This window comes from Humidesulfovibrio sp., assembly GCF_030689645.1.
GTDB lineage: Bacteria > Desulfobacterota > Desulfovibrionia > Desulfovibrionales > Desulfovibrionaceae > Humidesulfovibrio.
Genome location: NZ_JAUYFU010000048.1, coordinates 16,990 through 29,796, shown reverse-complemented (window position 1 = coordinate 29,796; position 12,807 = coordinate 16,990). Strand labels below are relative to the sequence as shown.

The following is a 12,807-nucleotide window of genomic DNA, read 5'->3' as shown; positions in this document are numbered from 1 at the left end:
ACAAGCGCCCGCCCAATAAATTGGCGTACCGGGCCGAACGTAGACGTGGAATTCTGGCAGGATTAGAATACCCAGTTGAAGGACAGGCCGCCCTCCACGCTGGAAAAGCCCTCCCGGAACAGCTCAGTCCCGGCAAAGGCGCTGCACCTCAGGCCGCCGCCCAGTAGCAGGGTCATGTTTCCTTGCAGCCCCAGGCTGCTTCTGGCCGTAGAGGGCGCGTGTGACGAGAACTTCAGGCCGTCGGCTCCGGCAAAGCTGCCACGGGTGGTGACGGCGTTGCCCAACAGATCAAGCATCCACTGCGCACGCAGCCCAGCCTGGAGAATATGGCCCTGAGTCAGTCGGTGCTCCGAGCTCAGTTGCCCTCCCAGAGCCGAACGCAGGCTGTGTTGCCCGGCGGAATCCAGGGCAAGGTCGGCCCCGCCGCCACCGTGCTCCTTCATGGCCGGACGCCAGTTAAAACCATAATCCAGTTCAGCCACCGGCCCGAAGGACACCGGTCCCACCAGCCAGTTGTAGCCACCGCCAACATCCGCAGCGCTGGCAAAGCCCAACCACTCGCCCTGGCTGGCGCGCTGGTAGCCGTCGATGGCGACTTTACGCTGAGTGGTGCTACTCTCAATGCCAACCCGAGCCAGGCCATGAACGTACACGCCCTCCGAAGGGTTTGGCCTCGCCTGGGCCTGAACGCCGAAATGAATGCTGTCTGTCTTGGTCTGTGCTCCAGACTGTGTGTTCACATCAGTCTGGCGATGCGTGAGCGCCGTATGGAAGCCCGCGCTGAGGCCATCGCCATATTCGCGCTCTATGCCGCTAAAAACGCCAACGTCCGCAGCACTGAAGCCTGGAGCTTCGCCCCTGGTGCGCTGCTGCTGCAGACCACCATAGGGCACGACATAGGCGGACCAAGCTTCGAGGCTATCGCTGGCGCTTAGGCCCCCCCCCATGGAGCGTGGAGCCTGCTTCATGGCCCGCAAGACTGCGCCGGAGAGCATCCGGTTGGAATTGACCGAGGCCTGGGCTGCACTGTTGTAGGCAGCAGGTGAGAGTTCCGCCAGGGCGCGGGAGATGGTGCCGCCCCCCACTGCTGAGAAGTCCAGCGCGCTGAACAACTGCTGCATGTCGCCCTTGGCTGAACCAGCGACTGCGTCCAGGGCGCGGCCCAGGCCGAAGGTGTCAGTGCTTGTCGCATACTGGCTGTAGGCGGTGGCGCTGCGCGTGGTGGTCACGGTGTAAACCGGCCCGGCAGACATAACCATGCCAAGGGTGGGCGAGCTTGGGGCCACAAAGCTGTCTATGCCGCTGGGCAGGGTGCTGCCTCCGCCCCCGCTGAACATGCTGGCGAAAGGTATGGTCATGGTGCCGGAATAGTACCCGGAGTCCGGCGTTACCGTCACCTTGGCGCCTGCGCCAGTGTTATGATTGAACACGCCGCTTACGTTCAGCTTATCCGTTTGTCCGCTGGCGTTGAACTCCATGAGCAGCGTGCCTGTGTTGGTGAAGTTGCCGGTGATGTTGACCGTGCCGATGCTGTTGCCCGGCGCAACGGTTCCTGCATTGGTGAACGCGCCACCGCCTGGGGCGGCCTGCCCGGCGGGGGTGCTGTCGGCATAGAGCCGGTAGGTGGCGTTGCCCTTGAGGGTGGCCCCGGCCTGCACGGCCAGAGACAGGCCGCTGTATGTGCCGTTGTAGGAGAATGTGCCGCCGGCGACGTTCATGCTGAAGCTTGCCGGGCCGGAGATGTTGCCGTTGTAGCGCATGTTGAAGGCGCTGTCCGGGGTTCCGGCCGTATCGCTCACGCCAACGTTCAATGCCGTAATGTAGGTAGCCGGAACACCCATGTACCAGGGGTTCCAACCGCTCTCTATGTCGCCGGAGATGGCCGCGCCGCGCATGATATTGATTGCCCTCACGTACGCATAGGAGCCTATCCGTATCGCCGCGGAGGAGCCTGTAAGGCTTCCCGCGATATTGAAGGAGTCCACCAGCGCCCCGTTCAGGTCGGAGTTCATCTTGGTAAAGAAGTAGCGGTAGTCGGAGTTGACCCCATATGCGTGCGGCGGCATGTAGTAATAGGAGAGGTACCATGAGCCGGTGTCGAAGATCGCGCCGACTCCCTGGGGGCCGGTGGCTTCGACGACGCCATTGAGATTGATGACATTGCCCTTGCCGTAGGCAACAAGTACGCCTGTGCCTTGCTGCCCGTTTGCGGCCACGGTGATTCCGCTGGGGATGGTGACTGTGTTGCCCACGCCGTCGACGCGGATGCCGCCCGCTGCGTACCCGCTGGCGTTGATGTTCGCCGCCTGGGTGACGTTGAGCTTGTCGCGGTAGACATGCAGGCCCGCGCCGAAGGAGGCAGCGCTGTTGAACCCGGCGGTATTGACCACAGTGTCCGCAGTCTCGGCCAGATACCCCCCCACCAGGCCGGGCGCCATGGTGGGGTCGGTGGTCAGGAAGCCGCCCAGATTGCTTGGGTAGTAGCTTTTGCCGTAGAACTGCTTCAGGTCGATGGAGTAGCCCATGTCCTTGAGCGCAGCCAGCTCCAGCTCCGGGAAAAACACGAATGGAGCGGGCGAGTACGACATGAGCGAACCCAGAAGTGCAGGATGCCCCAGCACGTTGCCGCCGTCGATCCGGTAGTCTGTCCCGACGCCGCCCATGACGGGCAAGCCTTTGCCGTTGCTTAGCGCGTCCACGGCCGGGCCGTGGAACGTTGGAAAGAAACTCACCTGCCCCGGATGCGAGGCCATGGCCTGCGTGGGATCGGCGTAAAAGTCCGGCAGCACGAAACTGCCGTTGGAGCGGTTGGCGGGGGCCGCGGGGTTGAAGACGATGCTGCCCTGCTCGCCCTTGACGCCATTGACGTCGTACAGGCGCGAGCCCCACGCCGATGACGCGTCGAGCGTCCAGGTCGTCTGGTTCCACGGAACGCCGCCGCTCTGGCGCAGGAGCACACCCTTCATGCCCAGGGCGTGCATCAGTTCGTGAGCCATGACGGTGGAGAAAAGATTGCCGTCGAGGCCCAGCCTCGGGGGCGTCGCCGGGTAGTCGCTCCTGAAGACAATCTCGGTATGATAGCCGATGGAGGGGTTCGGGGCAAAGTACTGGCCGTTGACGATGTAGCTGTACAGGTCGGTATTCGCGCGGCCCGTGTACGGCGTGTAGTTGTATGCCGTGCCGCCTGGGTAGGCGACCTTCGCCAGATTGATGATGATGCCGGGGGAGGTGCCGCCGCCAACCCGCTCGGTCCAGGCCCTGACGCCCACCATAATGCTTTCCAGCTCCGCCGCGCTGAAGTCTCCGGTGACGATGGTCGGCGGATACGGCGGCGGATCTTCTTGATACGACTCGCCCGCTGAACGCACGTTCAAAATGAACGGGCCCATTGAATACTGCGTGGCGGCAAGGGCTGGCCTAACGGCAAGACACAATGCAAACAACAACAACATGAAAATGCAGACTTTCATTCCATACCACTTCATCATGCTGCTGTTGCAAAATTCTAACAGAACGCCAACGCAAGCGCTTCCGGGCACTACTTGTGAGAACAGATAGGGTGCGCAACGACACGACAATGCACCTGAACGAAGGATCGCCTAGATGGGCAAACGCCTTTGCTGTCCCAGTCGGCCAACAAAGGCGTTTGCACCTAATACAATTAACGAATCCCCTGCCCAATGGGAATGCGTAGACGCTACCCATTTAGCACATTATCGTTGAATGATATGTCTTTTAGACTTCAGAAGAGATGGGGGCGTGGTGAAGTGGTGCCCTCGACAGGAATCGAACCTGTGGCACCAGGATTAGGAATCCTGTGCTCTATCCGACTGAGCTACGAGGGCACTTTTCGATCGCCAGAGAGGGACTCCTACACAATTCTCGCCTGCCGTTCAAGTCGAATGTATGCCCTTCGTCCAAAGGCGTCACACCTTTACAAATCGATGCCTTGGCTTATACTTCTTCAAAAGCCGCCAGCATGGAGGCAAGAACGGAGGTATTTTCATGAAACGATTTTTGGCCCTGACTACTCTTCTAGCCCTGCTCGCATTGCCTGGGACCTCCCTCGCCAAGGCTGGGCTGCCGGACTTTACCGATCTGGCCGAGCGGGCCGGAAAAGCAGTGGTCAACATAAGCACTACTAAAAACGTCGCAAGCAAGGGTTCACAGATTCAGGAACTCTTCAAAAACGCACCCAAAAACCACCCGCTTAGAGATTTTTTCGAACAATTTGAGCGCCAGTTCGGTCAGCAGGACACACAGCCCCGGAAGCTGAGTTCCCTGGGGTCCGGCTTCATTATCTCGACTGACGGCTACATCGTGACCAACAACCACGTTGTGGCCGAGGCCGACGAGATTAAGGTCAAGCTCCTGGGACGCGACAAGCCCTACGACGCCAAAATCATTGGCCGGGATGCCGAAACCGATCTGGCCCTGCTCAAAATTGAGGCGGGGGGCGGCCTGCCAGTGCTGGAATTCGGCAATTCCGACTCGACAAGGGTGGGAGAATGGGTGCTGGCAATCGGCAATCCTTTTGGCCTGGGGCACACTGTAACAGCGGGCATAGTCAGCGCAAAGGGCAGGCACATCGGCGCCGGCCCCTTTGACAGCTTCCTGCAGACCGACGCCAGCATCAACCCCGGCAACTCCGGCGGACCGCTTATAGACATGGACGGCAAGGTGGTGGGCATCAACACGGCCATTGTGCCCAACGGACAGGGGATCGGCTTCGCCACCCCCGCAACCATGGCCGACAAGATCATCCAACAGCTCAAGACCGGACAAAAGATCATGCGCGGATGGCTCGGCATCACCATGCAGGAGCTTGACGAGAACACCGCCCGGGCCGTTGGTCTCAAGGACACCAAGGGCGTGCTCGTGGCCCATGTCATTCCCGGCGACCCGGCTGACAAGGGCGGGCTCAAAATCGGCGACGTCATCATGAAGGTGAACGGCCAGTCCGTGGACGGCTCAAGCGCCCTTCTGGCGCGCATAGCTTCCCTGCGGCCCGGCGAAAAGATCCAGCTTGGCGTCTGGCGTCAGAACCGCATGCTGGATCTCTCAATCACCCTGGGCGAGCGCAAGCCAAACTTTGTGGCGGAGCAGCAGGACAAGGGTTCTAAGAGCAAGGCCTCGGCGATCTTGCTCGGCCTTTCCATCCGCCCCGTTGAGGGCGGCGAGGAAGCCCAGTCCCTGGGCCTGCAAAAGCCCCAGGGCCTGCTCATCATGGAAATCCAGCAAGGAACCTCGGCAGCTCAGATCGATATATTGCCTGGTGACGTGATCATCGAGGCCAACCAGCAAGCGGTCAACACTGTGGACCAGCTCAAGAGCCTTGTGGCCGACTCGAAACAGAAAGGCCTGGTCATGCTGCTGTTGAAGCGCCAAGGGCGCAACCTGCTGCGGGCAATCCCGCTGGACAAGAAATAACATTCCGTGCAGAGGTGGGGGGGCAAACGCGCCCCCACCCTGTAACCCGCCCGCCACCATGCCCGAAACGCTCCAGGCCCAGGCCAAAATCAATCTTTCCCTGTTCATCACCGGCAGGCGCAAGGACGGCTACCATAACTTGGAAAGCCTGTTTCTGCCCGTGCCTGGACTGGTGGACAGCCTTGAAATCGCTCCAGGCGCGGCAGGTTCCGGGTGCCGAATAGAGCCGGAACTGCCCGACTGCCCACAGGACAAAAACCTGGTGCATCGGGCTTGGCAGGCGTATGCTAAGGCAACGGGCTTCGGGCCGGACATCCATGTGCGCCTGACCAAGCGCATCCCCACTGGCGCGGGACTGGGCGGCGGAAGCTCCAATGCGGCTGCAATGCTGCGCTGGCTGCAGGACAACGCCGGCGCAGCGGCGCTTGACAATGCCGCACTCAAGGCACTGGCTGCGGGGATCGGGGCGGATGTGCCCTTCTTCCTGCTTTCCGGTCCGGCGGTGGCGGAAGGCATCGGCGAGAAGCTCACGCCGGTAGAGATCGATCTTTCTGGTTTCACCTTGGTTTTGGCGCTGCCGCAAGTTCATGTCTCAACACCTTGGGCTTACGCGGCCTGGGATGCGCTCATGGACTCAAAAAACAGCAGCAGCCATGAATCAGTTTGCTTGACAAGCACCAGAACGGCGAATAAGAGACGTGTTTCCCTTTCGCCCGTAGTGGTTCGAAACGACTTCGAGGTCGTTGTCTTTCCGGCCAATACGGCGTTGCGCATGATCAAGGAGCAGTTGATCGCCCTTGGGGCGGTCAGCGCAGTCATGACCGGAAGCGGGGCAGGAATTGCCTCCCTGTTTCGGGACTGCCGCTTAGCGCGCGAAGCCGCGGAAGCGATGCTGTTGAGTTGTGTGCCCGTCCATGTGGAGACCCTTAGATACTGGGGTGTTGCCAAGCGGTAAGGCGACGGGTTTTGGTCCCGTTATTCGAGGGTTCGAATCCTTCCACCCCAGCCATTGCACGCGAAGGAATTAAAAATGTCTGGTACTAGCGACCTGAAAATTCTGAGCGGCTCGGCCAACGTCGACCTGGCCGAGGCAATTTGCGGCCATATCGGCTGCCGTCTGACCCCTGTCCTGCGCGAGCAGTTCAGTGACGGCGAGATCCGCATCGAGATCGACGACAATGTGCGCGGCGACGATGTTTTCGTCGTGCAGCCCACCAGCTCCCCCGTGAATTTTCACCTGATGGAGCTGTGTCTGATGATTGACGCGCTGAAGCGCGCCAGCGCCCGACGCATAACCGCCGTGGTGCCTTATTACGGCTATGCCCGCCAGGACCGCAAGGTTCTGCCGAGAGTGCCCATCAGCGCCAAGCTCGTTGCGGACTTCCTGTCTGTTGCAGGAATGCACCGCCTCATGACCATCGATCTGCACGCAGGCCAGATCCAGGGCTTCTTCAATTGCCCCGTGGACAACCTGTTTGCAGCGCCGGTGTTCCTTGAGTATTTCCGTGACCTGGGCGACGACATCGTTGTGGTTTCCCCGGATGCTGGTGGCGTGGAGCGCGCACGCGCCTATGCCAAACGCATGGACGCTGGACTGGCCATTGTCGACAAGCGCCGCGACGCCCCCAACCAGGCCAAGGCTATGCATCTGATCGGCAATGTTCAGGGCAAGACGGCCATTGTGCTGGACGACATGGTTGACACCGCCGGCACCATGTGCGCTGCAGGCCAGGTGCTGGCCGACAACGGAGCGAGCAAGATCCTCGCTTGCGCCACACACCCCGTGCTTTCCGGCCCGGCCATCGAACGTCTGGACAAATCCGTATTTTCGCAGATACTGGTGACGGACACCATCCCCTTGGACGCGCGCAAGCGCACGTGCCAGAAGATCAAGGTGCTGTCCGTGGCCGACCTCCTGGCCAGGGCCATAATGAACGTCCACGGAGAGACCTCCGTCAGCGTTCTTTTCGTATAAACAAATTTCTGGCGGTACTTAAGCCCGCTTGATAAAGGAGACGACACCATGGCTGAACTGATGAAGCTTTCCGTGAGCCCCCGCGCCGAAAAAGGCAAATGCCCCTGTCGGCGCATCCGCACCAAGAATCTGGTGCCCGGCATCTACTACAACCAGCAGGGCCAGAACATCGCCGTGCAGGTGGAGATGCTGCCGCTGACCAAGCTTCACGCCAAGCTCGGCAGCTCCCGCGTGTTCCAGCTGGACATTGAACTTGACGGCAAGATCGAGTCCATGCCTTCTCTCTTCAAGAGCGTCCAGTACGATCCCATCAAGTCTACCCCCATTCACGTGGACTTCTACGGCGTGGACCTTGATCGCGACATCAAGGTCGACGTTCGCGTGGTGGTTGAAGGCAAGGCCAAGGGCATCATCATGGGCGGCCAGCTGGAAATCTTCCGCAACAGCATTGAAGTCATCTGCAAGCCGCTGAACGTCCCTGAGAAAATCGTCATTGACGTCACCGACCTTGAGATCGGCGTCAACCTTCACGTGGGCGAAGTGAAGCTGCCCGAAGGCGTGCGCGCGGTGTTCGACGAGAACTACTCCGTGGTTGGCGTCATCGCGGTCGAGGCCGAAGAGACCAAGGCTGAAGACGGCAAGAAGTAGGACACAGGCTTTCTTTACCGGCCTTGTGCCGGTTCTTACGGCGGGGGGGCCCAGGCTCCCCCGTCTTTTCAAGCTTTCAATTCCCGCCGTCCTTCCATCCCGCGGCATGGGCACTCATGGACACGACTCCCCTAATCATAGCCTTGGGCAACCCTGGCCCTCAGTACGAGCGCACCCGCCACAACTTCGGGTTTCTGGTGGCCGATGCAATCTTGACCCAGGCATCCGGGCGCAAGAGCATGGCCCTCAAAACCCTCCAGGCCAGCGGCGACTTCGAGCTGTATTCCCTTACATTGGGCGGCACCAGCTGCCTTTTGACCAAGCCGCAAACCTACATGAACCTTTCTGGCCGTGCGGTCGCACGTATTCTGGGCCGATATGGCGCTTCCGCCGCGAACATGGTGGTGCTTCACGATGAACTGGACCTGCCGCTTGGACGCATGAAACTAAAGCGTGGCGGCGGCAGCAACGGACACAGAGGCATCGAGTCAATTGTGGAGCACACGGGGTCTTGCGATTTTTTACGGCTGCGCCTGGGGATAGGCCGTCCGCAATATTCTGCGGACGTGGCGAAGTTCGTGCTCGAGCCCTTCGACGAAACAGAATTTTTGGCTGTGAATGATATCCGGCAGGCGGCCTTGAAAGGCCTGACCCTGCTCTTTCGTCGGGGGCAAGCCGAGGCCGTACAGATGCTCAACGCTTTCCGCCTGGCCGAGCCCCCCACCCCCCCTGAGACGATGGACACTCCCGGCGCAATGGGGTAGTGTGAACATTCACCGGAATTGTACCCCCCCACTGTGGAAGGAGACTGAGTGTTTCAAATCAACGAGTTGGTCGTCTACCCTGCCCAGGGAGTCGGTCGAATTGAACGCATCGACAGCCAGGAGATTGGCGGAGCTCGCGCGGATTATTATATCGTCCGCATCCTGAGCAACTCCGTAACCCTCATGGTGCCGGTCACAAACGCCCGCAATGTGGGCCTGCGCCATGTGTGCAGCCTGGAGAACGGACAGGCGGTCTTTGAGTCCCTAAAAGACAGATCAGGGTTCACAGGCTACACAGGCCAGAACTGGAACCGTCGCTATCGCGAATACTCCGAAAAGCTCAAAAGCGTGGATTTGGCCGATGTGGCCTATGTGCTCAAGGAACTTTATCTCATCGGCATGGACAAGGAGCTCTCCTTTGGCGAGCGGCGCCTGCTTGAGCAGGCCATGACACTTGTCTCAATGGAGCTGGCCTTTTCCCTGGACCGTGACCAAGCTGACGTCAAGGTGGACATCAATGAAATGTTTGCCGATGTCATCATGAAACAACAGGAAAAGTTGCAAAAAGCCAAATAGCCCCCTTGTCAACGCCATGCCTTTGAGGTAGGCGCTAGTTTCAGCGCGTTCGCGCGGCATATTCCCCTTCCGCAACAGGCAGAATACCACTCGGATACCCGTCTCCACTGGTACAAGCACTGAATATGCCCCGCCATGTCCTGCATCACTCCAGGAACTGGATGCAAAACTCCAGCTGCGCTGCCCTCTGACATCGCTTTATTTCTGACGACAAGCCCTCACTGTGAGGCGCACACTCCCCTTAAACCTCATCCCACGGAGCGTGAGGCTTTCAATGCCCCGCGAAAAACACCCCAATCAAGCTCACAAGAGTCGTTCACAGGATCGTTCCCAAGATCGCTCACAGGACCGTTCGCAGGACCGCTCGCAAGAGCGTTCAACCGAACGACCACAGGAGCGTAATCAGGAACGCACGCAGGAACGCGCGCAGGACCGCATGCAGGACTACGTTGAGGAAGAGTACGTCTCCACTTCAGAGAACAAGCTCAACCTCACAGATCTGAAACAAAAGAGCATGCCGGAGCTGATGGAGCTGGCCAGCAGCTTCAAGATTGAGAATCCGAGCAACCTGCGAAAGCAGGAGCTTATCTTTGCTCTGCTGCAAGAATGCGCCTCCCAGAACGGCCAGATCTTCGGTGAAGGCGTTCTCGAAATCCTCCCCGACGGCTTCGGCTTTCTGCGCTCCCCCCTCTACTCCTACATGCCGGGCCCCGACGACATCTACATCTCGCCTTCGCAGATACGCCGCTTTGGCCTGCGCAAGGGCGATGTGATATCCGGACAGATCCGTCCGCCCAAGGAAGGCGAGCGCTATTTCGCTCTGCTCAAGGTCAGCGAGATCGGCTTCGAACCGCCAGAAGCCAGCAAGCACTTGGTGCTTTTCGACAACCTGACCCCGCTTTACCCAGACAAGCGTTTTGTCATGGAAAACGGCGCCGAGAACTACGGCTCCCGCGTCATCGACCTGCTCTCTCCCATTGGTCGGGGTCAACGCGGCCTTATTGTGGCCCCGCCGCGCACCGGCAAAACCATGATGCTCCAGACCATCGCCAACTCCATCAACGCCAACCACCCGGAAGTGTACCTGATCGTGCTGCTCATCGACGAGCGGCCTGAGGAAGTGACCGACATGGAGCGCACAGTGCGCGCCGAAGTCATCAGCTCCACCTTCGACGAACCGCCCACCCGCCACGTGCAGGTGACGGAAATGGTGCTCGAAAAAGCCAAGCGCCTGGTGGAGCGCAAGCGTGACGTGGTCATCCTGCTCGACTCCATCACACGCCTGGGCCGTGCCTACAACGCCGTGACCCCGTCCTCCGGACGCGTGCTCTCCGGCGGTCTGGACGCCAACGCCATGCAGCGTCCCAAACGCTTCTTCGGCGCCGCGCGCAACATCGAATCCGGCGGCAGCCTTACCATCATCGCCACCGCGCTCATCGACACCGGCTCGCGCATGGACGAAGTCATCTTCGAAGAGTTCAAGGGCACCGGCAACATGGAGATCTACCTGGACCGCCATCTCTCCGAGAAGCGCGTGTTCCCGGCCATCGACATCAATCGCTCCGGCACCCGCAAGGAAGAGTTGCTCTTGGACGAAGAAGTGCTGAACCGCATGTGGATTCTGCGCAAGGTGCTTTCCCCCATGAACTCCACAGACTCAATGGAATTCCTGCTGGGCAAGATGCGCAAGACTAAAAACAACAATGAATTCCTGAACATAATGAACAAGTAACGATCAACACTCAATGACTATTCCCAAAAGGATGCGCCCTAGGCGCATCCTTTTTTCTTTTGTCGAGCTGTGCTATGGGAAGATGGCCATGGCCGCCGCACTGTCCGGCAGCCGCAACACCTGGATGAGCGCATGACACACCGGTCACAGATCCTGTTCCGGCTCCTCGTCGTTCTGATTCTCACAGCGACTTTCATCAACCCCGCCCAGGCCGCAGGCATGTTCGGGTCAGTCACCGTTGCCGATGAAATCGAAATGGGCAAAAAGTTTGATGACACCATCCGCGCCCAGATGGGTTTTGTGGACGACCCGGAGATCGTCATCTACGTGAAAGGCGTGGTTGACCGCGTTGCCAGAGCCATGCCGCCGCAGGCCTACCCAATAAGAAGCGCCGTGGTGGCCAACAACGCCATGAACGCCTTCGCAATTCCCGGCGGCTACATTTACATCTTCACCGGGCTGATCCTGGGGGTGGAAAACGAGGATGAACTGGCTGCGGTAATCGGACACGAGCTCGGTCACGTCACCGAGCGTCACGTGGCCAAGCGCATGGACCAGATGAAGTACCTGAACATTGCCTCAATCACCGGCATGGTTGCCGGCGTGCTGCTGGGCTCTGGCGGGGGCACAAGCATGGGCAACATGGGCAAGGCCGTCACCATGGGCTCCATGGCGGGCGTGCAGTCGGCCTTCCTTATGTACACGCGGGAAAATGAGCGCGAGGCCGATCACGTTGGGATGAACTACCTCATCAAGTCCGGTTACAACCCCAACGCCATGCCGCACACCTTCGAGATAATGAACAAGAAGCGCTGGTTCATGAGCGGCGACAACATCCCCTCCTATCTCTCCACTCACCCGGGGCTGGACGAGCGCATCAGCTACCTGCGCGACCGCATCAAACATCTGCCTGCCAATGTTATCTCACGTGACTTCGAGCAGCAGCGGTTCAAGCGCATTCAAACCATCCTGCGCTCGCGCATGACTTCGCCCGAGACGGCCCTGGCTTACTATGACAACAAGCCCAAGGCCGAGCAGACCTGTCTGGACCAAGCGGGCAGGGGCATCGCCCTTGACCGGCTGAAGCGCCAGCAGCAAGCGGACCAGGCCTTCAGCGCAGCCCTTGCCTGCGGACCGGATGACCCCCTCGTGCTTCGCGAAGCGGGCATGTTCTTCTTCAACCAGGGAAACATGAACAAGGCCGCTCCGCTCTTGCAGAAGGCCGCCATCCTAAATCCGAAAGACGCCATGAGCATGTTCTTCACTGCACGCATCATGGCTGAGCGCAAGGATTACATCGGCGCCATCAGCCTTATGGAACGCGTGGCGGCTGAAGTGCCGCAAGACTCTGAAGTTCGCTACCACTTGGGGCGCATCAAGGGTGAAAGCGGCGATATCTTTGGGGCGCACTTACAGCTCAGCTACTCCTCTTTATATGGCCGCGACAAGCAAAAGGCCGAATTCCACTTATCCAAGGCTAAGCCACTCGCCATCACAGAAGCGCAGAAACGCGAGCTTGAAGAGCTGCAGAAGGTTCTGCACCCCACTGGAGAAGAGTCGAAGGAAGCCGCCAAAAACAGTGGCAAACCAGGCGATAAACCTGGCGGACCCTCAAGAAATCAACGGCTTCAGCTCTTCTAACCGCACCAGGCACCGCGAAAACACAGCACAAAGGATACCGC

The 12,807-nt window shown here is 59.6% G+C and carries 9 protein-coding genes and 2 tRNA genes; 9 read left to right on the top strand and 2 right to left on the bottom strand.

Annotation, left to right across the window (positions count from 1 at the left end; genetic code table 11):
* Positions 1 to 62 precede the first annotated feature (62 nt).
* Positions 63 to 3,389, bottom strand: a complete 3,327-nt coding sequence (locus Q8O35_RS06925) for an autotransporter domain-containing protein (protein ID WP_305571913.1) — start codon at positions 3,387 to 3,389, stop codon at positions 63 to 65.
* A gap of 379 nt (positions 3,390 to 3,768) precedes the next feature.
* Positions 3,769 to 3,845 (bottom strand) — tRNA-Arg (locus Q8O35_RS06920).
* Between the two features lie 160 nt (positions 3,846 to 4,005).
* On the opposite strand from Q8O35_RS06920, the gene Q8O35_RS06915 reads away from it, so the two are divergent.
* The 9 genes from Q8O35_RS06915 to Q8O35_RS06875 all read left to right on the top strand — a co-directional run bounded on the left by Q8O35_RS06915 (position 4,006) and on the right by Q8O35_RS06875 (position 12,766).
* On the top strand, positions 4,006 to 5,430 hold the full coding sequence (locus Q8O35_RS06915) for a Do family serine endopeptidase (RefSeq protein WP_305571912.1): 1,425 nt from the start codon (positions 4,006 to 4,008) through the stop codon (positions 5,428 to 5,430).
* Positions 5,431 to 5,488: 58 nt separating this feature from the next.
* Entirely contained in the window at positions 5,489 to 6,385 is an 897-nt protein-coding gene (gene ispE, locus Q8O35_RS06910; protein ID WP_305571911.1) for a 4-(cytidine 5'-diphospho)-2-C-methyl-D-erythritol kinase, read from the top strand.
* Positions 6,365 to 6,439: transfer RNA gene (locus Q8O35_RS06905), tRNA-Gln, on the top strand. The genes ispE and Q8O35_RS06905 overlap by 21 nt, the downstream gene beginning before the upstream one ends.
* Positions 6,440 to 6,460: 21 nt before the next feature.
* Positions 6,461 to 7,405 carry a ribose-phosphate pyrophosphokinase gene (locus Q8O35_RS06900; RefSeq protein ID WP_305571910.1) on the top strand — a complete coding sequence of 315 codons (945 nt, stop codon included), beginning with the start codon at positions 6,461 to 6,463 and terminating at the stop codon, positions 7,403 to 7,405.
* A gap of 48 nt (positions 7,406 to 7,453) precedes the next feature.
* The gene (locus tag Q8O35_RS06895; RefSeq protein ID WP_305571909.1) at positions 7,454 to 8,053 is read left to right on the top strand and encodes a 50S ribosomal protein L25; all 600 of its coding nucleotides are present in this window, start codon (positions 7,454 to 7,456) and stop codon (positions 8,051 to 8,053) included.
* 116 nt (positions 8,054 to 8,169) lie between these two features.
* Complete coding sequence (gene pth / locus Q8O35_RS06890; RefSeq protein WP_305571908.1) at positions 8,170 to 8,817, top strand: aminoacyl-tRNA hydrolase; 648 nt, start codon at positions 8,170 to 8,172, stop codon at positions 8,815 to 8,817.
* Between the two features lie 48 nt (positions 8,818 to 8,865).
* A complete protein-coding gene (locus tag Q8O35_RS06885) occupies positions 8,866 to 9,393 on the top strand; it encodes a CarD family transcriptional regulator (RefSeq protein ID WP_305571907.1) in 528 nt (175 codons plus the stop codon).
* A gap of 436 nt (positions 9,394 to 9,829) precedes the next feature.
* Positions 9,830 to 11,125, top strand: a complete 1,296-nt coding sequence (rho, locus tag Q8O35_RS06880) for a transcription termination factor Rho (protein ID WP_305571906.1) — start codon at positions 9,830 to 9,832, stop codon at positions 11,123 to 11,125.
* A 132-nt stretch (positions 11,126 to 11,257) separates the two neighbouring features.
* Complete coding sequence (locus Q8O35_RS06875; RefSeq protein WP_305571905.1) at positions 11,258 to 12,766, top strand: M48 family metallopeptidase; 1,509 nt, start codon at positions 11,258 to 11,260, stop codon at positions 12,764 to 12,766.
* Positions 12,767 to 12,807: the final 41 nt, after the last annotated feature.

Coding starts and splice junctions, on each gene's coding strand:
- Q8O35_RS06925 (WP_305571913.1), bottom strand. CDS start 3,389: ATGGGCCCGTTCATTTTGAACGTGCGTTCAGCGGGCGAGTCGTATCAA.
- Q8O35_RS06915 (WP_305571912.1), top strand. CDS start 4,006: ATGAAACGATTTTTGGCCCTGACTACTCTTCTAGCCCTGCTCGCATTG.
- ispE (WP_305571911.1), top strand. CDS start 5,489: ATGCCCGAAACGCTCCAGGCCCAGGCCAAAATCAATCTTTCCCTGTTC.
- Q8O35_RS06900 (WP_305571910.1), top strand. CDS start 6,461: ATGTCTGGTACTAGCGACCTGAAAATTCTGAGCGGCTCGGCCAACGTC.
- Q8O35_RS06895 (WP_305571909.1), top strand. CDS start 7,454: ATGGCTGAACTGATGAAGCTTTCCGTGAGCCCCCGCGCCGAAAAAGGC.
- pth (WP_305571908.1), top strand. CDS start 8,170: ATGGACACGACTCCCCTAATCATAGCCTTGGGCAACCCTGGCCCTCAG.
- rho (WP_305571906.1), top strand. CDS start 9,830: ATGCAGGACTACGTTGAGGAAGAGTACGTCTCCACTTCAGAGAACAAG.
- Q8O35_RS06875 (WP_305571905.1), top strand. CDS start 11,258: ATGACACACCGGTCACAGATCCTGTTCCGGCTCCTCGTCGTTCTGATT.